The organism is Streptomyces flaveolus (genome assembly GCF_000716535.1).
Taxonomy (GTDB): Bacteria; Actinomycetota; Actinomycetes; order Streptomycetales; family Streptomycetaceae; genus Streptomyces; species Streptomyces flaveolus_A.
On record NZ_JNWV01000007.1, the window covers coordinates 14,203 to 36,172 of the forward strand.

The following is a 21,970-nucleotide window of genomic DNA, read 5'->3' on the forward strand; positions in this document are numbered from 1 at the left end:
TCGTCCGTTTCCGCCACCCCAAATGAACCAATACTGGCTGCAAGGTGAACTCTGGGCGACGAGTGTTCGAGGTCGCACCTCGACGGCTGTGGTCATGTCGTACGCCGTGCCTAACCTGGGGGCATGGACGTGAACGCGGCGGTCGCCGCAGCGGCAGCGATCGCCGGGGTGCTCACCGGTGTCATCGCCATGCTGGCGTTCCGCTGGAGCGAACGCGACCAGAAGCGACCGACCAGGACTTCCTTGCACACTGATCCCGTACTCCCGCCCGGCGTGGACACCGTACTGTCCGTGCTCCGCTCCTCCGCCGTCGTCCTCGACGAGGCCGACGCCGTGGTCAAGGCCAGCTCCGCCGCCTACGCCCTCGGGCTGGTCCGCGGCGGCAAGCTCGCCGTCGAACCCATGCTCCAGATGGCCCGGGACACCAGACGGGACGGCGAGATACGACAGGTCGAGCTGGACCTGCCCCGGCGCGGCACCGGACGCGGCGAGGCCCTCGCCGTCTCCGCGCGCGTGGCCCCGCTCGGTTCCCGCCTGGTCCTGCTGCTGGTCGAGGACCTGACGGAGGCCCGCCGGATCGAGGCCGTGCGCCGCGACTTCGTGGCGAACGTCAGCCATGAGCTGAAGACGCCCGTCGGCGCGCTGTCCCTGCTCTCCGAGGCCGTGATGGATGCCTCCGACGACCCCGAGGCCGTGCAGCGCTTCGCCGGCCGGATGCAGATCGAGGCGACCCGGCTGACCAACCTGGTGCAGGAGCTGATCGACCTCTCCCGGGTGCAGAACGACGACCCGCTGGAGGACGCCGAGCCCGTCCGGGTGGAAGAGCTGGTCGCCGAGGCCATCGACCGCTGCCGCCACCAGGCGGGCACGAAGCAGATCACGATCGCCGCCGGAGGCACCGCGGACCTGCACGTGTGGGGCAACCGCGGCCAGCTCGCCGCCGCCCTCGGCAACCTGGTCGAGAACGCGGTCAACTACTCCCCGGCCCGCACCCGCGTCGGCATCGCCGCACGCCGGGTCAACGCGCCCGGCGGTGACCTGATCGAGCTGGCGGTCACCGACCAGGGCATCGGCATCTCGGACAAGGACAAGGAGCGCATCTTCGAGCGCTTCTACCGCGTCGACCCGGCCCGCTCCCGGCAGACCGGCGGCACCGGCCTGGGGCTCGCCATCGTCAAGCACGTGGTCGCCTCGCACGGCGGGGAGGTCACGGTCTGGAGCGCCGAGGGCCAGGGCTCCACCTTCACTCTCAGGCTGCCGGAGGCGGGCGCGGCCCGCGACCGCGCACAGCAGCACCCCGACCTCGAAGACGAGGACGGATCCACCGACTCACCCCCGTACGCATCGCTTCCCGCCCCGGAGGTCCTTCCGTGACCCGTGTGCTCGTCGTCGAGGACGAGGAGTCCTTCTCCGACGCCCTGTCGTACATGCTCCGCAAGGAGGGCTTCGAGGTCGCCGTCGCGGCGACCGGCCCTGACGGCCTGGACGAGTTCGAGCGCAACGGCGCCGATCTGGTCCTGCTCGACCTGATGCTGCCGGGCCTGCCCGGCACCGAGGTCTGCCGTCAGCTACGCGGCCGTTCCAACGTCCCCGTGATCATGGTGACCGCCAAGGACAGCGAGATCGACAAGGTTGTCGGGCTCGAAATAGGAGCCGACGACTACGTCACCAAGCCGTTCTCCTCCCGCGAGCTGGTCGCCCGCATCCGCGCGGTGCTGCGCCGGCGCGGCGAGCCGGAGGAGGTCACCCCGGCCGCGCTGGAGGCGGGCCCGGTCCGGATGGACGTCGACCGGCACGTGGTCACCGTCGGCGGCTCGAAGGTCGACCTGCCGCTCAAGGAGTTCGACCTGCTGGAGATGCTGCTGCGCAACGCGGGCCGCGTGCTCACCCGCATGCAGCTCATCGACCGCGTCTGGGGCGCCGACTACGTGGGCGACACCAAGACCCTCGACGTCCACGTCAAGCGTCTGCGCGCCAAGATCGAACCGGACCCGGGCGCGCCGCGGTACCTGGTGACGGTGCGGGGTCTGGGCTACAAGTTCGAGCCGTAAACCGTGGACGCCTGCAGATAGAAAAACGCTTGTACATATGCCGAAGGGCGGCACCCGCGCGGGGTGCCGCCCTTCGGCGTACGGCTGGTCAGTGGCCGGCGGCCGAGGCCGACGCCGAGTCGTGCGGGGTGGCGGCCTCGCCGGACGCGGTGGCCGACGGGCTCGTCCCGTGGCCGCTCGCCGGCTTGCCGCTGCCGGTCGCGCTGCCGGACGGGCTGGCCGGGGCGCCGCCGGCGGCCGGGGCGGACGGGACCTGGCTAGGGCCCCACTTGTCGAAGTAGCTGGTGGCCGGGACGACGAAGGCGCGCAGGCTCACCTTGCCGGTCTTGCTGAAGGTGAAGGTGATCTTCTGGGCGTTGCCGTCCTGGACGGCCTCACGGCCGCTGGGCAGCGTCGCGGACGCGTTGTCCTTGCCGCCGAGGATCAGCGAGCCGCCCGCCGGAACGGTCAGGCTCTGGCCCTTGGCGGGCTTCAGCTCGGCGGACGTGCCGCTGGTGTCCAGGGTGACCGACTGGAGGGTCTGGTCGGTGCGCCCGGAGTTGAAGACGGTCGCGGAGATCACCGCGGGGCCCGTCGACTGGAGGTCGGGCTGGGTGATGACCAGAGCGTTCTGGATCTTGATGTCGCCCACGCTGGTCGCCGCGTTGTCCGGCTTGATCTCCAGGGTCTGGGCGTTGTTTCCGGCGCCGCAGGCGGCGAGCGAGGCGATCGAGAAGACGATGGCGGAGGCGGCGAGGGCGCCGCGTCGAAGGCTGCTGCTCACGGCGGCGGCAACTCCTTGAACGCGCGGGCGGCTCCCCTTATAAAGCCGCCCTAAGTGTCTGTCAGCGGACTTAGGTTACCGAGCCGTTCCCAGGCCATCGCACCCGACCCTCCCCCCGGCCCCGGGCTTCCCTCCGGGTGGGGGTACCCCGCGGGGCACATCTGACTCAGCGGTCACATTGCGGAGCCGCTGGTCTGTCATTCACATAACGCGAGGGCGACCCCCTCTCGGCGCCTCACAACGACGCTCGCAAAATTTCCGTGAAGGAATGTCCGAGCCCCCCGGATATTGATCACGGAGCACCCCTCCGGCAGCCGTTGATCAATTCTGGATTCGTCTCACATCCGGCCACGGCCACCGAACGGAGTAGCGGAAGTCGCACGCTTGAGACCGGACAAATCGGGATGTTACGCCACTCGGAGCGACCCCCCGAGGCGTGTGACGTACGTGTTTCGCCCTGCCCGGAGAGCCCCTCCGACCTGCGAATACCCGCTTCCGGAGACTCGCCGCAGCACGTTCCGGTTGCTGTTGTCAAGCCCTGAGATATGCCCTGACCTGCGAAAACGCCATTCAGAAGACGCCGTATCCGTGTTACCCTGGATAGCCACGGAAGGGGTACCTGTCACATGACGTTCAAGGTTGGCGACACCGTGGTCTATCCCCATCACGGGGCCGCGCTGATCGAGGCTATCGAAACTCGCCAGATCAAAGGCGTGGACAAGACCTACTTGGTGCTGAAGGTCGCCCAGGGTGACCTGACGGTACGTGTGCCAGCGGACAATGCGGAGTTCGTCGGCGTGCGTGATGTGGTCGGTCAGGACGGGCTGGACCGGGTCTTCGAGGTGCTGCGCGCGCCGTACGCCGAGGAGCCCACGAACTGGTCCCGTCGCTACAAGGCAAACCTGGAGAAGCTCGCCTCCGGCGATGTCATCAAGGTCGCGGAAGTCGTTCGTGACCTGTGGCGTCGCGAGCGCGAGCGCGGACTGTCCGCCGGTGAGAAGCGCATGCTCGCCAAGGCCCGCCAGATCCTGGTGAGCGAGCTGGCTCTCGCGGAGAACACGAACGAAGACAAGGCCGAGGCCCTGCTCGACGAGGTGCTCGCCTCCTGACGCGCAACGGCAGCGAACCTTCGCTTCCGGCACGCTCAGCACACTGAAATGCCGCGGTGCCCGATGACACTGACCTGTCGCCGGGCGCTGCGGCATATTGCGTCCCCGCAGCGGGTGCTTCTCGGGAAGCCTGTGACCGGGAAGCCTGTGGATCAACCCCCCGACACGCGATCCCCCGATAATCGATCCCCGGTCGATACTCGATCCCCGGTGCTCGATGCGCCGGTACTCGATGTGCCGGCCCGGGCGGATGGCTCGACCAGGGTCACGGAAAGGGTCCGGTCAAGGCGTCGCGCCCGGCACTCCTCCAGGCCATACCCACCTAGGTCGAGCACACAAACCTGACAGGAACCGATGTCTGACGAATCGCGCCCCACGCCCGCGCAGACCCCCGTCGCCGCCGTGATTCCGGCCGCCGGCCGGGGCGTGCGGCTCGGTCCGGGCGCCCCCAAGGCGCTCCGCGCGCTGAACGGCACGCCCATGCTCATCCACGCGGTCCGCGCCCTCGCCGCGTCCCGCCATGTCTCGCTGGTGATCGTCGTGGCCCCGCCGGACGGCGCCGCGGAGGTCAAGTCCCTGCTCGACGCGCACGCGCTGCCGGAGCGGACGGACTTCCAGGTCGTCCCCGGCGGCTCGTCCCGCCAGGAGTCCGTCCGGATCGGCCTGGGCGCCCTGCCGCCGCACTACCGGATCGTCCTCGTCCACGACGCGGCCCGGCCGCTCGTGCCGGTGGACACGGTCGACGCGGTCATCGAGGCCGTACGCGACGGCGCCCCCGCCGTGGTGCCCGCGCTGCCGCTGGCCGACACGGTCAAGGAGGTCGCGCCCGCGGACGTGATCGGCGACCCCGAGCCGGTCGTCGCCACCCCCGAGCGGGCCCGGCTGCGCGCCGTCCAGACCCCGCAGGGCTTCGACCGGGCGACCCTGGTCCGCGCCCACGAGACCGTCACCGAGAACGTCACCGACGACGCGAGCATGGTGGAGCAGCTCGGGCTGCCGGTCGTGGCCGTCCCCGGACACGAGGAGGCCTTCAAGGTGACCCGGCCCCTCGACCTGATCCTCGCCGAGGCGGTCCTGGCCCGCAGGAGGCTGACCGATGGCTTCTGAGGCCGGCTTCGTGCTCCCCCAGGTCGGCATCGGCACCGACATCCACGCCTTCGAGGAGGGCCGCGAGCTGTGGTGCGCGGGCCTGAAGTGGGAGGGGGAGGGGCCCGGCCTGGCCGGCCACTCCGATGCCGACGTCGTCGCCCACGCGGCCTGCAACGCCCTCTTCTCCGCCGCCGGGCTCGGCGACCTGGGGCAGCACTTCGGCACCGGCCGCCCCGATTGGTCCGGCGCGTCCGGGGTCACCCTGCTCACCGAGGCGGCCCGGATCGTGCGCGCGGCAGGCTTCACCATCGGCAACGTCGCCGTCCAGGTGATCGGACCCCGCCCGAAGATCGGCAAGCGGCGCGACGAGGCCCAGAAGATCCTCTCCGAGGCGGCCGGCGCGCCCGTGTCCGTCTCCGGCGCCACGACCGACGGGCTCGGCTTCCCGGGCCGCGAGGAGGGGCTGATGGCGGTGGCCACGGCACTCGTGGTGCGCGTGAGCTGACGGCGTGGCAGGGTACCCACACGACGACCAGTGATCGTGTATTCCGGAGGGTGCCCATGTCCGCCGTACTGTCCGACCGCCTGAAGTCCGTGCTCGACGGCAAGGTGTTCGTCGTCTTCGGCACCGTCCAGCCCGACGGCAGCCCGCAGATGTCCCCGGTGTGGGTGAAGCGCGACGGCGACGACCTGCTGGTCTCCACGACGGTCGACCGCCGCAAGTACCGGAACCTGGAGCGCGAGCCCCGGGTGACGGTCGTCGTCGTGAACCCCGACGAGCCGTACGAGTACGCCGAGATCCGCGGCACCGCCGAGACCACGACCGAGGGCGGCCAGGAACTGATCGACGCACTCAGCCGCAAGTACACCGGCAAGGACTACGCGGACTTCAACCCGGCGTCGGGCCAGGACGCCGAGCGGGTGGTCGTACGGATCCGGCCGCGGAAGGTCGTCGGCAGGCTGTGAGGCGGCGGGGCGCGGCCGGGCGGTGAAGCGGTTTCCCGGTGGGAAGGCGCATGGCACTGCCCGCCGCCCACTACCCTGGAGTGGTGACCATTCGCCTGTACGACACCAGCGCCCGGCAGATCCGTGACTTCACCCCGCTCAAGCCGGGCTGTGTCTCGATCTACCTGTGCGGCGCCACCGTGCAGGCCGCACCGCACATCGGCCACATCCGCTCGGGCCTCAACTTCGACATCATGCGCCGCTGGTTCGCGTACCGCGGCTACGAGGTGACGTTCATCCGCAACGTCACCGACATCGACGACAAGATCATCGCCAAGAGCCACGAGCAGGACCGGCCCTGGTGGTCGATCGGGTACGAGAACGAGCGCGCGTTCAACGAGGGCTACACCGCCCTCGGCTGCCTCCCGCCGACCTACGAGCCCCGCGCCACCGGCCACATCACCGAGATGGTCGAGATGATGCGGGGTCTCATCGAGCGCGGGCACGCCTACGAGGCCGACGGCAACGTCTACTTCGACGTACGGTCCTTCCCGCACTACCTGGAGCTGTCCCGGCAGGAGCTGGACAACCTGCTCCAGCCGTCCGGCGAGGGCGAGACCGGCAAGCGGGACCCGCGCGACTTCGCCATGTGGAAGTCGGCCAAGCCGGGCGAGCCGACCTGGCCGACCCCGTGGGGACCGGGGCGCCCCGGCTGGCACCTGGAGTGCTCCGCCATGGCGCACAAGTACCTGGGCAGCGCCTTCGACATCCACGGCGGCGGTCTCGACCTGATCTTCCCGCACCACGAGAACGAGATCGCCCAGGCCAAGGCCTACGGCGACGACTTCGCCCGGTACTGGGTGCACAACGCCTGGGTGACCATGGCCGGCGACAAGATGTCCAAGTCGCTCGGCAACAGCGTCCTGGTCAGTGAGATGGTCAAGCAGTGGCGGCCCGTCGTGCTGCGCTACTACCTGGGCACCCCGCACTACCGCTCGATGATCGAGTACAGCGAGGAGTCCCTGCGCGAGGCCGAGTCCGCGTTCGCGCGGATCGAGGGCTTCGTGCAGCGGGTCACCGAGCTGGCCGGGAAGACGGTCGAGCCGGCCGCCGAGGTCCCGCCCGCCTTCGCCGAGGCGATGGACGACGACCTGGGCGTCCCGCAGGCCCTCGCCGTTGTGCACACCACCGTCCGGCAGGGCAACAGCGCACTGGCCGCCGACGACAAGGAAGCGGCCGTCGCCCGGCTCGCCGAGGTGCGGGCCATGCTCGGCGTCCTCGGCCTCGACCCGCTCGACCCGCACTGGGCCGGTGAGGGCGGCGACCGGAGCGAGGACCTGAACGGCGTGGTCGACAGCCTCGTGCGCCTCGTCCTCGACCAGCGCGAGTCCGCCCGCGCCCGCAAGGACTGGGCCACCGCCGACGCCATCCGCGACCAGCTCGGCCAGGCCGGGCTGGTCATCGAGGACAGCCCGCAGGGCCCGCGCTGGAGCCTCGGCCCGCGCTAGCCCCCGCTTGATCGATTGTGCCGCCCGGCCGTCCGGGCGGCACACTGCATAAGACGTACGTACGAAAGCTCACGAAGACAGGTAGGTCATGGCCGCGAACAACCGTCGCATGTCCGGCAAGAAGGGCGCGCAGGTCGGCAGTGGCGGCCAGCGGCGCCGGGGCCTGGAGGGCAAGGGCCCGACCCCGCCCGCCGAGATGCGCAAGGGGCACGCCAAGCAGCGCGCCGCCGCGGCCAAATCGCGCCGCGCGCAGGGCCGCTCGCAGCAGCGCCGGGGCGGCGGCAGGTCCGCCTCCGAGCTGGTGGTGGGCCGCAACCCGGTCGTCGAGGCGCTCCGCGAGGGCGTCCCGGCCTCCACCCTCTACGTCCAGCAGTTCATCGACAACGACGAGCGCGTCCGCGAGGCCCTCCAGCTCGCCGCCGAGCGCGGTGGCATCAACCTCATGGAGGCCCCGCGTCCCGAGCTGGACCGCATGACGAACGGCCTCAACCACCAGGGCCTCGTCCTCCAGGTCCCGCCGTACGAGTACGCGCACCCGGAGGATCTGCTCGACGCCGCCGCCGAGGAGGGCGAGGACCCGCTGGTCGTGGCCCTGGACGGGGTCACCGACCCGCGCAACCTCGGCGCCGTCGTCCGTTCCGTCTCCGCCTTCGGCGGCCACGGCGTGGTCGTGCCCGAGCGCCGCTCGGCCGGCATGACCGCCGGCGCCTGGAAGACCTCCGCCGGTACGGCCGCCCGTACGCCGGTCGCCCGCGCCACCAACCTCACCCGGGCCCTGGAGGCCTACAAGAAGGCCGGCCTCACGGTGGTCGGCCTGGCGGCGGACGGCGAGGTCGAACTCGGCGACCTGGAGGCCCTGGCGGGCCCGGTCGCCATCGTCGTCGGCAGCGAGGGCAAGGGCCTGTCCCGCCTGGTCGGCGAGACCTGCGACTTCCGCGTCCGCATCCCGATGCCGGGCGGCGCCGAGTCCCTCAACGCGGGTGTCGCCGCCGGGATCGTGCTGTACGAGGCCGCACGCAGGCGGAGCTGAACAACCGTCCGGACGGGCCTGAACACCCGTCCGGAAGTTCACCCTTGCGGGGTAATTCAGGCGTCCATATGGCGCTCGCGCCCGCTTTGACGGGGTCCGGACACATCCGGGCGGTCAAAGCAGTGTCCTAACGCCACGTCACTCGGTTAGATGAGTGTGGACACCAGAACACCCCGCACACCCACGGGGGACCGCTCGTCGGGATTCGACGACGCTCCCGCGCTGAGCATGGTGAAGGTGCCGAGCGATCCGGCGCAGGTCATCGTCAATCACGCCAGCTTCCGCGTGCAGCTGGGCGCGGCGGCCAAGCGCACCCAATCCCCGCGGATCGCCCGGCATCTGAGCGCCACCCAGGACACCGCCCGGATGCCCGTCGTGGGCACGGCGGGCCGGGCCGGTGCCACCGGCCGCCGCCGCCCCGTCGTGTGGAGCGGCAAGTCCGCCCCCGACGACACCGGCGCCCACCGGCTCCTCCAGGCCGTGCGGGGCAGCAGCGTCCGCCACGCCGACGAGCCCGAGGCCGGCGCGACCCAGGTCATCCCGCGCGTCCAGACGGGCTACGCCGACACCTACGACGAACGCGACCGGACCGTCGAGACCCCTGTCGTCGGCCACCAGCGCACCGCCCCCGACATCGACGGCACCCGCCTCCTGCCGCACATGCGCACGGCCGTCGGCGCCTACGACGACCCCGGCTACCCCGACGACCACGAGCCGTACGCCGCCTACCCGGACGACACCGACACCGACACCGACCTCGTTCCCGACGCCGACGCCCCGCGCACCGGCAAGCGCCACGGCGACGACCCGGCCCGGCACGCCTACTACCCGGGCCGCCGGCTCAACCTCGGTGTCGTCCTCCTCCCGCTGCGCGTCTTCCTCGGCTTCATCTCCATCTACGCCGGCATGGGCAAGCTGTGCGACCCCGTCTACTTCGACGGCGGCAAGCGCGGCTCCATGGTCACCTGGCTCAACACGCTGCACCCCTGGGACGTCGCCGAGCCGCTGCGCCAGTTCGCCCTGCACCACCCGGTCGGCTCCGGCCTGGTCATCGCCTTCCTCCAGGTCGTCGTCGGCGTCCTGACGATCCTGGGCTGCTGGCAGCGTGTCGCCGCGGTCGTCGGCGCGATGCTCTCCGCCGCGCTGATCGTCACCGTCAGCTGGAAGACCGTCCCGGTCTACGACGCCCCGGACATCATCTACCTCGCCGCCTGGTCCCCGCTGATCATCGCCGGCGCCCCCGTCTACTCCGTGGACGGCCGCCTCGCGGGCGGCGCCTGGCGCCGTCTCGGCCCCCGCGCCGACATCTGGGAGCTGCGCCGCTACGTCCTGCGCCGCGGCGCGCTGATCACGGTCATCACGGTCGGCCTGACCCTGCTCATCGGCTCCCTGCTGGGCGGTGCGGTCCGCGACTCCAGCCGCGTGGTCGTCCCCGGCCCCGGCGAGGCGCCCCGCAACCAGCTTCCCGGCTCCCCGCTCCCGCAGGAGCCCGGCACGCGGCACAAGAAGACCCCGGCGGCCTCCAGCTCCCCGACGGGCGGCGCCACGGCCGGCGCGAGCCCCTCCGGGGCGGCGACGACCCCGGGCACGAGCCGGGCCACCTCCGGCACCACCACCACGACCCCGACCCAGACACAGGGCACCACGGGCCAGGTCCCGCCCCGCCGGACGTCCCCGACGACGGGCGGCGCCCCCAGCACGACGGCGGGCCCGACGAGCACGGGCGGCGGCGGCACGAGCACCGGTGGCTCTACGACGGGCGGCGGCACGTCCTCGGGCGGCGGCAGCACGTCCACGGGCGGCCAGCCCGGCCTGGTGGGCGGCCTGCTGGGCTGAAGGAACAGGACAGGAGGAAGGCCCCGTACCGAGGGAGGTACGGGGCCTTTCCAACTCCCGGGCACCCGCGCCCGGCTACCGTCCCAGAGCGGCCAGTTCCTTCGCCGCCTCCGTCAGGTCCTTCGCCGTGTCGATGGCCCGCCAGTACGCCCCCTGCGGAATGGGGAACCCGGCCAGCTTCTTCTCCCGGGCCAGCCGGGGGAACGTGGTCCGCTCGTGGTCCCCGCGCTCGGGCAGCAGGGAGGCGAACTCCGGCGAGAACACGTAGACACCCGCGTTGATCTCGAACGTCGACGGCGGCGCCTCGATGAAGTCGGTGATGTGCCCGAACCCGTCGGTCTTCACGGCCCCCCACGGAATCCGCGGCCGGGCGAGCGCCAGCGTGGCCACGGCGCCCCGCTCGGTGTGGAAGTCGGCCATGTCCCGCAGGGAGAACCGCGTCCAGATGTCCCCGTTAGTGGCGTACCAGGCCCGGTCGGGGTGGGGGAGACGGGCGGCCGCGTACCGCAGGCCGCCGCCGCGGCCGAGGGGCTCGGTCTCCACGACGGTGGTGACGGAGACGGGAAGGTCGGCCGAGTCCAGCCACTTCTGCAGGACGTCGGCGAGGTGGCCGCAGGAGACCACGACGTCCGTCACACCTTCCTCGGCCAGCCAGGTCAGCTGGTGGCCGATGATCGGAGTGCCCGTACCGGGGATCTCGACCATCGGCTTGGGCCGGTCGTCGGTGTACGGACGCAGCCGGGAGCCCTGGCCACCGGCCAGGACCACGGCTTGAGTGGGGCGCGACGCGGCGTTCGGATGGGTCATGACCGCACTGTACGTGGCGCCCCACGGCTGTTCGCGGGCGGCAACGCGCTCCTTCGGGAGCCGTTACCCGGTTCTCACCGGGAACCGGCTGGTCCCCGGTGCTCAGCTGTGCGCGGCCAGGACGCCCGAGGCGAAGGCCGTGTCGCACACCGGGCGGGCGTACGACTGGGCGCGCGAGGCGCCGTAGATGTGCACCGCGGCCCTGCCGAGGGCACGGGCGATGGAGGAGCAGTGCCGGGCCAGCGAGGGGCGGCCGTTGACGGCCTGCTGGAGGTGGGTGAGGACCACCCCCGGGTTCTTGTGCTGCAGCTCGGTCATCAGCTGGTCGCGGAGCACGTCCTGCGGGGCGCGGGTGACCTTCTTGGCGGAGACCTCCGCCGACGAGATGTCGGAGGCGGCCAGCACCGAGCTGGAGGGGCTCCCCGTCCAGTTGACCCGGGTGACCGCGAGGGTCCCGGAGAGCACCAGGACGACGGGCAGGACGAGGGCGAGAGTGCGGCCGATCCGGCGGGCAGGGCCGCCCCGATGGCCACGTCGCGTCTGTGGGGTGGTGGAGTGCTTCACGCGTGTGAGGGTAGCGCCCAGTGATGATTTGGAGACATTGAGTCACTCTTATGGGGGATGAGAAGGCGCTGATTTCCGGGTAACGGGTTGACGAAGCCCCCACAACAAGATCCACGACGAGATCAACTGCGAGACCCCGCGACGCGACCCGACGACGGGACCAAGCGGGAAGGGCCCCGCACGCCGAGCGCGCGGGGCCCTTCCGATGCCGGAGGCCGTCAGTCGGACAGCCGCTCGCCGGTGGACGTGGAGAACACGTGGGTCTCGCCCGGCCGCGGCACGACGTGCAGCGTGGAGCCCTTCTCCGGGACGGAGCGGCTGCTGACGCGGACCACGAGGTCCTTCGTCTCGCCGCCGACCTCGACGGTGCCGTAGACGTAGCCGTCGGCGCCGGTCTCCTCGACGACGTTCACGGAGACGGCGAGGCCGGCCGGGGCGTCGGAGGCGTCCTTGGACAGGGAGGCGGCGACGGAGCCGTTGTGCTCGACCACGTCGAAGTGCTCGGGACGCACGCCCACGGTGACCGTGCGGTCGCCCTTGTCGGCGGCGGCCTTCAGGGCGTCCCGGTTGACCGGGACGACGCTGTTGCCGAACTTCACGCCGCCGTCGGTGATCGGGACCTCGATCAGGTTCATGGCGGGGGAGCCGATGAAGCCGGCGACGAAGAGGTTCGCGGGCTTGTCGTACATGTTCCGCGGCGAGTCGACCTGCTGGAGGATGCCGTCCTTGAGCACGGCCACGCGGTCGCCCATCGTCATGGCCTCGACCTGGTCGTGGGTGACGTAGACGGTGGTGATGCCGAGGCGGCGCTGGAGGGACGCGATCTGCGTACGGGTGGAGACGCGGAGCTTGGCGTCCAGGTTGGACAGCGGCTCGTCCATGAGGAAGACCTGCGGCTCGCGGACGATCGCGCGGCCCATGGCGACACGCTGGCGCTGACCACCGGAGAGCGCCTTCGGCTTGCGGTCCAGGTACTCGGTGAGGTCGAGGATCTTCGCGGCCTCTTCGACCTTCTGCCGGATCTCCGCCTTGTTGACGCCGGCGATCTTGAGCGCGAAGCCCATGTTGTCGGCGACCGTCATGTGCGGGTAGAGGGCGTAGTTCTGGAACACCATGGCGATGTCCCGGTCCTTGGGCGGCAGGTGCGTGACGTCGCGGTCACCGATGCGGATGGCGCCGCCGTTGACGTCCTCCAGGCCCGCGAGCATCCGCAGGGAGGTGGACTTTCCGCAACCGGACGGGCCGACCAGGACGAGGAACTCGCCGTCCTCGATCGCGATGTCGAGTGCGTCGACGGCGGGCTTGGTGGAACCCGGGTAGATCCGGGTCGCCTTGTCGAACGTGACTGTGGCCATGGTGAATGGGCCCCCTTCTACCGGCAGGAACGTGCCGGACGATCCGTTGTAGGAAGGTGGTTGGTGTAGTCCACGCGAGTGAACTGGATCGAGACGGTACCTGGCGTTCACTCGATCTGTCAGTACCTGGACCCATGTGAACTTCGCGGAAATTCTCGACGGGACGGCCCCGAGACCTGGGTACACTGCACGGGCACCCAGGTGCACGCCTCCTTAGCTCAGCTGGTCAGAGCGCCGCTCTTGTAAAGCGAAGGTCGTCGGTTCGAATCCGACAGGGGGCTCTCTCCATACCGCGCTGAACTGGGGGTCCCCCCCGTTTCAGGCGTTCCGTGCGGCCTCGGACTCGTCGTCCGGGGCCGTTCGCGCGAGCGGATGCGGCGCCATTGCCCGGCCGGGCTGCGGTTCCCCCGGAATCCGGTCGCGTCTCGCTCGGCTTCAGGCTCCCCGCCATCACTCGTTCGACCGAGTGTCTCTTTCAGGTCGGCGCCGGCCGCGTGGGCACGCTGTCCGGCCGACGCCTGGAAGGCGGCGATCGCGTCCACCCTGCTGCGACTCAGGCACGCGCTGGTGGCGCCCTCACGGCCGGCGACAGAACAGAGCGGTCACCGGGGACAGGACGGGTCCTACGGGACGCACGTGGAGCACTCCGCACCCGGTCCCGGTCCCCGTGGACCAGCCGGCCACGCGTCAAGGTCAGGTCGACGCATTCGGCCTGATCCGATGTTATGTCCCCGGCCTCGCCCTCGGCGCGGACAGGACCGCGTCCACCGCCTGACCCGCACGCGCAGACAGTCGCCTCAGCCTCGCTCTTTCTATCGGCGCCTCAGCGCTCTCCGGATCAGCAGGAAGGCAGCGATGGCGATCAGGACAACCCCCATGAAGATCACAACTGCCCCGACGACGACCAGGAGCGTCCCGAGCAGGATCAAAATCGCCCCGATGGTGAGAAGAAACATCGCGAGAACCGTCACGGTCGCCTCCAGGGCCCCCTCCGACTGTGACCCCCGCTGACCCCCTGTCGCAACGTATCCGGACAAGTAATGTGCCACCCCTGGCAGTGCCCGCCTGCTGGGGTCCGGACCCATCGCGGGCCAGAAAACCGCTTTGATCGGCCAGGAAGCCCTGCCTGTCCTGTCATGGAGTGAGGCCGGCCTGGCAGGTAGCCGATCCGGACAAAGGGCCTGCGCTGCCGCAATCTCTCTCCGGAGGAGGCAGATGGCTCGGCACCGCCTTGGGAGCTGATGCCGGCCTGCTGGGACGCCGTCCCGGCTACTGCGCACTGCGGATCACAGTGGTGGCCGTGCTCTACGTCGGCGGGTGGATCGCCGTCGCGCTTGGGCATGCCGATCCTGACGGGGAAAGACCGCCCGGACTTCCTGCATCGCCAAGTGCTCACCTCACGCAACGTGCGCGGCGGCTGGTTCACCGAGGTCGCGCTGGGCGGGCTGAACCATCGGATCGAGCACCGCCTGTTCCCCAGCGTGCCCAGCCCCAACCTGCGCCGGAACCTCCGGCGCACGAGCCCTCCCGGCGGAAACCGGGTCGCACCTTCCCTGCTCGGTGCCGGCACCCCAGGCACCAGAAGCACTCCGCGTACCGGAGACCGCGGGGCAGGCAGGGCCGCCTCGATCGAAAGCGGCCCCGGGAGCGGATTCATCCGCGCATCCGGGTGAACGCGCCGGATAATCGGAAGTATGCATTCCCTAATAATTGGCCCGCATTCGAGGGCTTAACGATTGGAAATCGCGAAATTCCCTCGCCTTCTGTGGATGCCTGAAGATTCCTCCGTAATATGCGCCATCAGATCAAGGCTCCCCGGGCGTTTGGTTAGGGCCCGGTATGCCACGGCCCCCACAGAAATTGGCCTCTTGATGAAGCTGAAGATCCCCCTTACGGCTCGCCGCCGCACCTTGCCCGGCTTGCTGGCCTCGGCCCTCGCCGCGACGGTGGCCGCCGCGATGGTCGTCCTGTCGCCCACGCAGGCAGTCGCCATCGCCACGCCCGTACCGCTGGCCACCGCCGCGAGCTTCTCCGTCCTGGCGGGTGCAGGAGTCACCAACACCGGCCCCACGGTGATCGGCCACGATCTCGGGACGCACCCGAACCCGGCCATCACCGGTTTCCCGCCCGGCGAAGTACTCGGAGCGGTGCACGCCGCTGACGCGGTGGCGCTCCAGGCCAAGTCCGACCTGGTCACGGCGTACAACAACGCGGCCGGCCAGGCCACGGACTTCGCGCTCGCGGCGGGAATCGGCAACGGCACCACCCTGCTTCCGGGTGTCTACACCGCTTCCTCCGGTGTCGGGCTCACCGGTGATCTGATTCTGGACGCCCGGGGGAACCCGAATTCGGTCTGGGTGTTCCAGATTCCGGAGGCCCTGACGACGGCGTCCTCCAGCCGGGTTCTCCTGACGAACGGCGCCTCGCCGTGCAACGTGTACTGGCAGATCGGCAGTTCGGCCACTCTCGGCACGAATTCCACCTTCGTCGGCACCATCATGGCTCTGACGGACATCCATGTGACCACGGGGACGAATATCGAGGGCCGGGCGCTGGCACGCAATGGTGCCGTGACGCTTGACACGAACCGGATCTTCCTCGGCTCCTGCTCCACCGGCACCACCGGCGGCACCACGGCCGGGACGACCACCGGCACCACCACGACCGGGACGACCACCGGCACCACGGCCGGGACGACCGCCGGCACCACCACGGCCGGGACGACCGCCGGCACCACCACGGCCGGGACGACCACCGGCACCACGGCCGGGACGACCGCCGGCACCACCACGGCCGGGACGACCACCGGCACCACGGCCGGGACGACCATCGGCACCACGGCCGGAACCACCACCGGCACCACGGCCGGAACCACCACCGCCGGAACGACCGGTGGGACCAGCACGGGTGGACTGACGAACGGCACCATTCTCGGTGCGACCGGTGGGGGTGTGATCAGCGGCGGCCTCCTGGGCGGCCCCCTCGTCACCGGGGGTGCCGGCACCGCGGGCAACACCGCTGGTAACTCCGCGGGCAACAGCGCCGGGAACACCGCGGGCAACACCGCCGGTGGCGGGCACGGCGGCGCGCCGGGCGGACCGGGCCATGGTGGCGACTCCCACCAGGGCAAGCCGGGTGATGAGCACCAGGGCGTGCACGGCAAGCCCGGCCACGGCCATGGCGAGAAGCCGGACGTGCACAACGGCTACGGCTACGGCAGTAAGCCGAAGATCGAGGACTACATGGACTACGGGGACTCCAAGGGCCACCAGGGCTCCAAGGGCTCCGACGGGTCCGGGGTCCACGAAGGCGACAAGAGCCACGAGGACTAGGCGACGGACTTCGCGAAGTTCCTTCCTCAGATGACGGCGCGCGGCGGGACCTCGATTCCGCCGCGCGTCGCCGGCGCGAGTCCACGGAAACCCCAGGCGCCGGACAGCGACAGGTGAGAAGGCAGGGTGGACGGTGTCGAGCGGAATCGAATCAGCGGTTGTGAGGAAACGTGGGCAGTCCGGTTCCGGACCCCTCCCGGGGGAGGGCCGTGACGACGCGGACCCGCTTGCCACCATGCACGTCGGTGCCCGCGTGCTGAGAGCCGGGCTGCACAGTGCCGTGGGCCTGTGTCTGGTGGTGGCTCTGGTCCATGTCGCCGTCGTCTTCCTCGCCGTGGCACCCTCCAATGCCCTTTCACGGCGGTACAGCCAGCAGATCAACGCATGGGTGTACCCCCTCTTCGAACAGAACTGGCGGCTCTTCGCCCCCAACCCCGACTCCTTCAACCGGCAGATCCTGGCGAGAACCGCGCGCACCGACTCGGACGGGTCGATGCGGGTGAGCCCGTGGCTCGACCTGACCGCCGCGGACCGTGCCGCGGTCGAGCACCATGTGTTCCCGAGCCACACGGCTCAGAACCTCCTGCGCCGCGCCTGGTCCTCCTACGTCGACACTCACGGAGCGGACGACGTGCCCCGCTCGGAACGGGCCGCGATGATGCAGACGTATTTGAGCAACATCGCCGCGGACCGCGTCGCCGACCAGGACAAAGGCCGAAGGTTCGACTTCATTCAGCTCCGGGTCGTCACACGGTCCGTCGCCGCGCCCGACGCGCCGGCCGGCAACCGCCCGCAGACGCCCGTCGAGAACCGGCTCCTGCCCTGGTGGAAGGTGACCCCCCATGGGAAGTGAACACAACCGCGATGTCCCCGCCACGGCAGGCACGCCAGGCCCCCCCGCCGACCGGAAGCCCCTGCCGGCGGGCGCGGGTTCCGAACGGCTGCTCACCCGGGCCGGCGCTCTCTGGGCGCTCGTCACCGGTCAGCCGGTCTCTCTCTACGCCACGTCGGTTCTGCGTATCGGTTACGGGTCGCTCTATCTGGTCTTTCTCCTGCGTGAGTTCCCGCACCGGCACGAGATCTGGGGCCCCGGCTCCCCGTGGACAGCCGCGCTGGCGGCCGAGCTCTTCGACCAGACGGGCTGGTACAGCGTCCTGATCCTGTCGGACAGCCGTGGCTACTTCGAACTGTGCTACGCGCTGGCTCTCGTGACGTCCGCGCTGTTCATGCTGGGCTGGCGGACCCGCGCCACGTCCGTCCTGTTCGCCGTCGTGGTGACGTCGTTCCATGCGAGAGCGATCTTCATGACGGACGGGGGCGACAACCTGATCCTGCTGATGGCCCTGTACCTCGTGCTCACCGCGTGCGGTCGGCGCTGGTCCCTCGACGCGCGCAGAGAGCGGCTGAAGACGGCGCGTGCGGACGGCGCGCCGACGCGGGCGCGGAGTCTTGTCGTGCAGGACCTGCGTGCGACCCGCCGGACGTTGGTCACTGTGGTGCACAACTGCGCCGTATTCGTCATCGCGGCGCAGGTCTGCTTCCTGTACGGGTCAGCGGGTCTGTACAAAGTCCAGGGCTCATTCTGGGGTGACGGCACCGCTCTCCACTACGTGCTGAACCTCGAACTCTTCCAGCCCTGGCCGGCGCTCTCCCATGTGCTGGACCAGTACCCGATCGTGATCTCGGCCGTCAGCTACCTGACCGTGCTCACCCAGGTCGCCTTCCCCTTCGTGCTGTTCGGGCGGCTCAAGTACCCCGTTCTCGTCATGCTGCTGAGCATGCACGTCGGCATCGCGGTAGTCCTGGGACTGCCCCTCTTCTCGGGGGCGATGATCATCGCGGATGCCGTGTTCCTTCCCGACCGCCTGTACACCGTCCTGCCTCACCTCCTTCGGCGCGGTACCAAGCGATGCGGCGTGCCTGCGCCGGGGCAGGGAACAGGACTCGGAACCGTACCCCCGCAGGGTGGTCGCACGGACAGCCCGGAAGAACGCTGGCCGATGTCCCGCCCGGCAAGCGGTCGCGGTGGTCCGGCACCGTCCGGCCCGACGGTGACGCAATAGAAGCCGCGTGGACCCGCTGAGCCGGCGTCGGCTCACCCCGGACCGGTCCGGCCCCCAGGAAATCGTTACGACGAAGCCACCGCCCGGCTCGTGAACGCCCCGCGCGGAACGGTGACGCCTTCCGTGCGCCGGGTACGCAGGACCAGGTCCCCGGAACACGGTCAGGGGAACTGCGGCAGGCGCTGAGGCAGCGCCGGGAGGTCATCCGGCGGGTACTCCACATCCATGCGGCCACTGCTCCGCGTCGCGGCGGGACGCGGAGTAGTGTGGGCGGTACCGAGGGCATTCCGCACACCGGCTTCCACGCCGGGTCGTTCTCGGCGAAAGATGAAACCCGGGCCGCCGCAGAGGCGGCCCGGAGACGGGTCCGCATCATGTCGGCGACCTTGCACCCCACCCCGCACCGCGAGCCCGTCGCAGCCCCGGCCGCGCGTCTCGCATTGAAGACCGACGGCACCTCCCGCGGACTCCTGGACGGCGCATGGTGGCCCCGCTCCCGGGATCTGCTGAGCGAACTGCCGGCACTCATCGACGTGCTGGACCCCTTGTGGGGCCGCATCACCCGCATCGCCGTCAACCCGGAGCACTGGCCGGTCATCCCCCGCCAGGTTCCCGTGGACGGCCACATCGTCAAGGTCGGCTGGTTCACCCCGGAGCTCGACCCGCACAAGCTGCTGCTGCTCTCCTACGGCACCGGCCGCTGGGATCTCCTGGTCGTCCCGCCCGGGACCGGGGCGGAGTCGGCGGCCCGGTTGATGGCTGCCGCGTCCGACTACGACGGACCGCCACTGACCGCGAGCGCGCTCATCGCCGCGGACGAGGCCCGACACGGCGTCTCCGCGGCCGACCGGCCACTGGACCCGGACGAGGCAGGAGAGGACGAGGGCGGCGGCGCTTCCGCGGTGCCCGCAGTTCCCCGCCCCACCGGTGCGCCCGACCGGGCCAGCCGACTGATCATCGGTATGTGAGGTGGCCGTCATGAACACCGTCCTGACAGCCGCCGTCTTCATGGTCCTCATCGCAGCGGCGGCGTACCTGATCCACCGGCTCAACATCCAGCACGCCGACAGGATCGCCGGATACCGGTACGGCGCGCCCCTGCCCGGCCGTCGCGGCCGCGGCACGCCGCAGCCCCCGGTGGGACCGGACCGGATCGAGTCGCCGACCGCCGGAGAACGACGGGACCACCGCGACGGGGGCCGCGGCCGCTTTCCGCCGCGCCGCCGCCGCGGTCGTACCACTCACCACTGGTGATCATCCGGTGTCCCCGCCGGCTGCCCGGCCGCGCGCACGGACCGTCGAATCGGCCCGCAGCGACGCGACCGGGCGCGTACACCCGGGCCTTGGACCGCGCCAGCAGCGGCCACGGCCCACGAACCGAGGCATCTGAACCGAGGCGTCATGAGTCTTCCGCAGCTGAACATCTACCGGCACGACCGGGGCAGGCGGGCACTGATCACCCTGGCCGGTGAGATCGACCCGGCCACCGCGCCGCAGGTGCGCGCTGCTCTGGAGCGGTGCCTGCATGACGGCATCACCGTCATCGACGTCGATCTGACCACCGTCGACCGCTGCGACAGCAGCGGCCTGCGCGTCTTCCTCGACGCGTCGCGGCACGCCGCCGGGGCCCACGTGTCCCTTCGGCTGCACTACCCGTCCCCGCAGAACGCACGACTGCTCGCGGACATGGGCTCCGATCGTCTGCTCCTGCGATGGTGCCGGGAGAGACGGCGCAGGCCGGCCGAGTCCCGCGCGTGCGCGAGTGACTCCAGGCTCAGCTGACCCCGTCCAGGGCCTGTGTCACTTCCCTGGTCGCGTCCTCCAGCGTGCGGCCGCCGAGTGGGGGAGCCGCGCCGTCCTCTGTCGAGGAGGATGCCGCCCACGCGGTGTCTGCGCTGTGCGAGGAGCCAAGCCTGGGCGGTACCCGCTTCCCACCCGGGCTTCCTCATGCCAGCAGGCGAGCGATCTCCAGTTGCCGTTCCTCGACGGGGCGGCCGTCACCGATGTCCCACAGGGCGTTCTGGAGCAGGCGGCCCAGGGTCCAGGCGCGGGCCCGGGCGCGGTCCAGGCCGAGGACGTCGGTCATCGCGTCGAAGCGCCAGCGGACCTCGGCCGCGTCGAAGCGGTTGTGCAGGGCGGGCCACAGTTCGAAGCCGGGGTCGCCGGCCAGTGGCTTGGGGTCGATGGCGAGCCAGTCGGCGCGGTCGGCGGCGAGGACGTTCTCGTCGTGCAGGTCCCAGTGCAGGAGCCGGTCGCCGGGCTCGTGGACCACCTCGCGTACCGCGGCGGCGCAGTCGGCGACGATCCGGCGGGCCCCCGGGTCCGGGATGCGCGGCAGCGCGCGCGGTGTCCGTTCCAGCATGGCCTCGGCGATGTCGCCCAGGCGGCGCAGGCCGGGCGGCGCCGGGAAGGACGTGAGGTGGGCCAGCAGCCGGGCGATGACCAGGACGGCCTCGCGGGTGTCGCCGAGGCCGGCCAGCATCCGGGACTCGTCCAGGCGCTCCAGGAGCATGGTGCCGGTGGCCGGGTCGTGGTCCAGGAGCCGTACCGCCCCGTCGCCGTCCCACACGCGCAGTGCGACCGGTTCGCCCACGCTCTCCTCGTCCGTCAGCTGGAGCTTGAGGACCGCGCGGAGGCCGTCGGCGCGGACGACCGGCAGGACCAGGGCGCTGACGCCGTTCATCGACGGCCCGTCGAGCGTGAGCCGCCAGCGGTGCAGGAAGTCGGCCGCGAGGTCCGGCAGCGCGGCGATGAACGCCCGCCCCGCCGCGCCGTTGTACGTCTCCTGCGCCTCCGCCAGCTCGCCGGGGATGTCAATCACGAAGCGGACGATACTGGCGTGCGTGAATCGGCTCATGCGAATTTTCCGGGGCCTGAGCGGGGTGTGGGCGTACGTCCGCGGTGCTCCCGGCACGTACGTGTGGCTGGGGATCCTGTTCGTGACGACGGTCGCGCTGCACCACATGTCGCCGGAGTTCGAGGAGCACTTCCTGCGGCGGCGGTCGACGAACATCCATGAGCTGTCCCGCAATCCGGTGCGGGTGCTGGTGGCCAGCGCGATGTGGATCGAGAGCGGGTACTGGGTGCCGTACGCCCTCCTGTACACGGTGTTCCACGTGCCGGCCGAGCGCTGGCTGGGCACGGCCCGCTGGCTGGCGGTGTGCGCGCTGGCGCACGTGCTGGCCTCGCTGATCAGCGAGGGGGTGCTGCTGGAGGCGATCCGCCGGGGCATGGCACCGCACTCGGCGGTGAACACCCTGGACATCGGGGTGAGTTACGCGCTGGCCGGGGTGATGGCGGTGCTCACCTACCGGATCGCGGCGCCCTGGCGGTACGCGTACCTGCCGGCGGTGCTCGCCGTGTTCGGGCTGCCGCTGGCCGCCGGGCCGACCTTCACCGACTTCGGTCACATCGTCGCCGTACTGATCGGTCTGGCCTGCTATCCGCTGGTCAGGGGCCGCGGAAAAGCATGGAATCCGAAGGAGACACTGGCCGGGCTCAGGGGTTAACGTCCCGGC

General features: G+C 70.7%; 22 protein-coding genes, 1 tRNA gene and 1 pseudogene. 18 read left to right on the forward strand and 6 right to left on the reverse strand.

The window, feature by feature from the left end:
- Positions 1 to 123 precede the first annotated feature (123 nt).
- Together OO52_RS08820 and OO52_RS08825 are read left to right on the forward strand one after the other, a co-directional pair.
- Positions 124 to 1,374 (forward strand): sensor histidine kinase, encoded by a 1,251-nt coding sequence (locus OO52_RS08820; RefSeq protein WP_030643136.1) that lies wholly within the window; start codon positions 124 to 126, stop codon positions 1,372 to 1,374.
- Entirely contained in the window at positions 1,371 to 2,051 is a 681-nt protein-coding gene (locus tag OO52_RS08825) for a response regulator transcription factor (protein WP_014673455.1), read from the forward strand. Before OO52_RS08820 ends, OO52_RS08825 begins: the two co-directional genes overlap by 4 nt.
- Positions 2,052 to 2,139: 88 nt before the next feature.
- Here OO52_RS08825 and OO52_RS08830 read toward each other — a convergent pair whose 3' ends face one another.
- On the reverse strand, positions 2,140 to 2,814 hold the full coding sequence (locus tag OO52_RS08830; protein WP_030643134.1) for a hypothetical protein: 675 nt from the start codon (positions 2,812 to 2,814) through the stop codon (positions 2,140 to 2,142).
- A gap of 626 nt (positions 2,815 to 3,440) precedes the next feature.
- Here OO52_RS08830 and OO52_RS08835 point away from each other — a divergent pair.
- The 7 genes from OO52_RS08835 (at position 3,441) to OO52_RS08865 (ending at position 10,331) form a co-directional block, all read left to right on the forward strand.
- A complete protein-coding gene (locus tag OO52_RS08835; protein WP_003953493.1) occupies positions 3,441 to 3,923 on the forward strand; it encodes a CarD family transcriptional regulator in 483 nt (160 codons plus the stop codon).
- Positions 3,924 to 4,277: 354 nt separating this feature from the next.
- On the forward strand, positions 4,278 to 5,030 hold the full coding sequence (gene ispD, locus OO52_RS08840) for a 2-C-methyl-D-erythritol 4-phosphate cytidylyltransferase (RefSeq protein ID WP_030643131.1): 753 nt from the start codon (positions 4,278 to 4,280) through the stop codon (positions 5,028 to 5,030).
- Positions 5,020 to 5,517 carry a 2-C-methyl-D-erythritol 2,4-cyclodiphosphate synthase gene (gene ispF, locus OO52_RS08845; protein WP_030643129.1) on the forward strand — a complete coding sequence of 166 codons (498 nt, stop codon included), beginning with the start codon at positions 5,020 to 5,022 and terminating at the stop codon, positions 5,515 to 5,517. The genes ispD and ispF overlap by 11 nt, the downstream gene beginning before the upstream one ends.
- Before the next feature lie 56 nt (positions 5,518 to 5,573).
- On the forward strand, positions 5,574 to 5,978 hold the full coding sequence (locus OO52_RS08850) for a PPOX class F420-dependent oxidoreductase (protein WP_030643127.1): 405 nt from the start codon (positions 5,574 to 5,576) through the stop codon (positions 5,976 to 5,978).
- Positions 5,979 to 6,061: 83 nt separating this feature from the next.
- The gene (gene cysS / locus OO52_RS08855; RefSeq protein ID WP_030643125.1) at positions 6,062 to 7,465 is read left to right on the forward strand and encodes a cysteine--tRNA ligase; all 1,404 of its coding nucleotides are present in this window, start codon (positions 6,062 to 6,064) and stop codon (positions 7,463 to 7,465) included.
- Between the two features lie 88 nt (positions 7,466 to 7,553).
- Positions 7,554 to 8,495 carry a 23S rRNA (guanosine(2251)-2'-O)-methyltransferase RlmB gene (gene rlmB / locus OO52_RS08860; RefSeq protein ID WP_030643123.1) on the forward strand — a complete coding sequence of 314 codons (942 nt, stop codon included), beginning with the start codon at positions 7,554 to 7,556 and terminating at the stop codon, positions 8,493 to 8,495.
- 150 nt (positions 8,496 to 8,645) lie between these two features.
- Positions 8,646 to 10,331, forward strand: coding sequence for a DoxX family protein (locus OO52_RS08865; RefSeq protein ID WP_030643122.1), 1,686 nt, complete (start codon positions 8,646 to 8,648; stop codon positions 10,329 to 10,331).
- 75 nt (positions 10,332 to 10,406) lie between these two features.
- Here the strand turns inward: OO52_RS08865 and OO52_RS08870 are convergent, their stop codons facing one another.
- The 3 genes from OO52_RS08870 to msiK form a co-directional block, all read right to left on the reverse strand.
- Positions 10,407 to 11,138, reverse strand: coding sequence for a nucleotidyltransferase family protein (locus OO52_RS08870; RefSeq protein WP_030643121.1), 732 nt, complete (start codon positions 11,136 to 11,138; stop codon positions 10,407 to 10,409).
- A gap of 102 nt (positions 11,139 to 11,240) precedes the next feature.
- Positions 11,241 to 11,702, reverse strand: a complete 462-nt coding sequence (locus OO52_RS08875; RefSeq protein WP_030643120.1) for a hypothetical protein — start codon at positions 11,700 to 11,702, stop codon at positions 11,241 to 11,243.
- Between the two features lie 218 nt (positions 11,703 to 11,920).
- Complete coding sequence (gene msiK, locus OO52_RS08880; RefSeq protein ID WP_030643119.1) at positions 11,921 to 13,057, reverse strand: diacetylchitobiose ABC transporter ATP-binding protein MsiK; 1,137 nt, start codon at positions 13,055 to 13,057, stop codon at positions 11,921 to 11,923.
- A gap of 207 nt (positions 13,058 to 13,264) precedes the next feature.
- On the opposite strand from msiK, the gene OO52_RS08885 reads away from it, so the two are divergent.
- Positions 13,265 to 13,338: transfer RNA gene (locus OO52_RS08885), tRNA-Thr, on the forward strand.
- Between the two features lie 531 nt (positions 13,339 to 13,869).
- Here OO52_RS08885 and OO52_RS51440 read toward each other — a convergent pair.
- Positions 13,870 to 14,028 carry a hypothetical protein gene (locus OO52_RS51440; protein WP_167347903.1) on the reverse strand — a complete coding sequence of 53 codons (159 nt, stop codon included), beginning with the start codon at positions 14,026 to 14,028 and terminating at the stop codon, positions 13,870 to 13,872.
- 351 nt (positions 14,029 to 14,379) lie between these two features.
- Between OO52_RS51440 and OO52_RS54525 the strand changes: the two are divergent.
- The 7 genes and pseudogenes from OO52_RS54525 to OO52_RS08920 form a co-directional block, all read left to right on the forward strand.
- Positions 14,380 to 14,562, forward strand: a pseudogene (locus OO52_RS54525) (acyl-CoA desaturase); the annotation flags it as partial.
- 366 nt (positions 14,563 to 14,928) lie between these two features.
- Positions 14,929 to 16,389, forward strand: a complete 1,461-nt coding sequence (locus tag OO52_RS08895) for an ice-binding family protein (protein ID WP_030643117.1) — start codon at positions 14,929 to 14,931, stop codon at positions 16,387 to 16,389.
- A 235-nt stretch (positions 16,390 to 16,624) separates the two neighbouring features.
- The gene (locus tag OO52_RS08900) at positions 16,625 to 17,242 is read left to right on the forward strand and encodes a DUF5819 family protein (protein ID WP_030643116.1); all 618 of its coding nucleotides are present in this window, start codon (positions 16,625 to 16,627) and stop codon (positions 17,240 to 17,242) included.
- Positions 17,232 to 18,452 carry an HTTM domain-containing protein gene (locus tag OO52_RS08905; protein WP_106971960.1) on the forward strand — a complete coding sequence of 407 codons (1,221 nt, stop codon included), beginning with the start codon at positions 17,232 to 17,234 and terminating at the stop codon, positions 18,450 to 18,452. The genes OO52_RS08900 and OO52_RS08905 overlap by 11 nt, the downstream gene beginning before the upstream one ends.
- Positions 18,453 to 18,718: 266 nt before the next feature.
- Positions 18,719 to 19,420 carry a DUF5994 family protein gene (locus tag OO52_RS08910; RefSeq protein ID WP_030643113.1) on the forward strand — a complete coding sequence of 234 codons (702 nt, stop codon included), beginning with the start codon at positions 18,719 to 18,721 and terminating at the stop codon, positions 19,418 to 19,420.
- Positions 19,421 to 19,430: 10 nt separating this feature from the next.
- The gene (locus tag OO52_RS08915; RefSeq protein WP_030643111.1) at positions 19,431 to 19,706 is read left to right on the forward strand and encodes a hypothetical protein; all 276 of its coding nucleotides are present in this window, start codon (positions 19,431 to 19,433) and stop codon (positions 19,704 to 19,706) included.
- Between the two features lie 147 nt (positions 19,707 to 19,853).
- On the forward strand, positions 19,854 to 20,234 hold the full coding sequence (locus OO52_RS08920) for an STAS domain-containing protein (protein WP_078876751.1): 381 nt from the start codon (positions 19,854 to 19,856) through the stop codon (positions 20,232 to 20,234).
- Between the two features lie 163 nt (positions 20,235 to 20,397).
- Here OO52_RS08920 and OO52_RS08925 read toward each other — a convergent pair whose 3' ends face one another.
- Positions 20,398 to 21,309, reverse strand: a complete 912-nt coding sequence (locus OO52_RS08925) for an aminoglycoside phosphotransferase family protein (protein ID WP_030643107.1) — start codon at positions 21,307 to 21,309, stop codon at positions 20,398 to 20,400.
- On the opposite strand from OO52_RS08925, the gene OO52_RS08930 reads away from it, so the two are divergent.
- Positions 21,308 to 21,961 carry a rhomboid-like protein gene (locus tag OO52_RS08930; RefSeq protein ID WP_030643104.1) on the forward strand — a complete coding sequence of 218 codons (654 nt, stop codon included), beginning with the start codon at positions 21,308 to 21,310 and terminating at the stop codon, positions 21,959 to 21,961. The genes OO52_RS08925 and OO52_RS08930 overlap by 2 nt on opposite strands.
- Positions 21,962 to 21,970: the final 9 nt, after the last annotated feature.

Bases quoted from the DNA above. Each gene is read 5' to 3' on its own strand.
- OO52_RS08930 (WP_030643104.1), top strand. From the start codon at position 21,308: ATGCGAATTTTCCGGGGCCTGAGCGGGGTGTGGGCGTACGTCCGCGGT.
- OO52_RS08820 (WP_030643136.1), top strand. From the start codon at position 124: ATGGACGTGAACGCGGCGGTCGCCGCAGCGGCAGCGATCGCCGGGGTG.
- OO52_RS08895 (WP_030643117.1), top strand. From the start codon at position 14,929: ATGAAGCTGAAGATCCCCCTTACGGCTCGCCGCCGCACCTTGCCCGGC.
- OO52_RS08900 (WP_030643116.1), top strand. From the start codon at position 16,625: ATGCACGTCGGTGCCCGCGTGCTGAGAGCCGGGCTGCACAGTGCCGTG.
- OO52_RS08835 (WP_003953493.1), top strand. From the start codon at position 3,441: ATGACGTTCAAGGTTGGCGACACCGTGGTCTATCCCCATCACGGGGCC.
- OO52_RS08905 (WP_106971960.1), top strand. From the start codon at position 17,232: ATGGGAAGTGAACACAACCGCGATGTCCCCGCCACGGCAGGCACGCCA.
- OO52_RS08915 (WP_030643111.1), top strand. From the start codon at position 19,431: ATGAACACCGTCCTGACAGCCGCCGTCTTCATGGTCCTCATCGCAGCG.
- ispD (WP_030643131.1), top strand. From the start codon at position 4,278: ATGTCTGACGAATCGCGCCCCACGCCCGCGCAGACCCCCGTCGCCGCC.
- OO52_RS08925 (WP_030643107.1), bottom strand. From the start codon at position 21,309: ATGAGCCGATTCACGCACGCCAGTATCGTCCGCTTCGTGATTGACATC.
- rlmB (WP_030643123.1), top strand. From the start codon at position 7,554: ATGGCCGCGAACAACCGTCGCATGTCCGGCAAGAAGGGCGCGCAGGTC.
- OO52_RS08850 (WP_030643127.1), top strand. From the start codon at position 5,574: ATGTCCGCCGTACTGTCCGACCGCCTGAAGTCCGTGCTCGACGGCAAG.
- OO52_RS08865 (WP_030643122.1), top strand. From the start codon at position 8,646: ATGAGTGTGGACACCAGAACACCCCGCACACCCACGGGGGACCGCTCG.
- ispF (WP_030643129.1), top strand. From the start codon at position 5,020: ATGGCTTCTGAGGCCGGCTTCGTGCTCCCCCAGGTCGGCATCGGCACC.
- OO52_RS08870 (WP_030643121.1), bottom strand. From the start codon at position 11,138: ATGACCCATCCGAACGCCGCGTCGCGCCCCACTCAAGCCGTGGTCCTG.
- msiK (WP_030643119.1), bottom strand. From the start codon at position 13,057: ATGGCCACAGTCACGTTCGACAAGGCGACCCGGATCTACCCGGGTTCC.
- OO52_RS08920 (WP_078876751.1), top strand. From the start codon at position 19,854: ATGAGTCTTCCGCAGCTGAACATCTACCGGCACGACCGGGGCAGGCGG.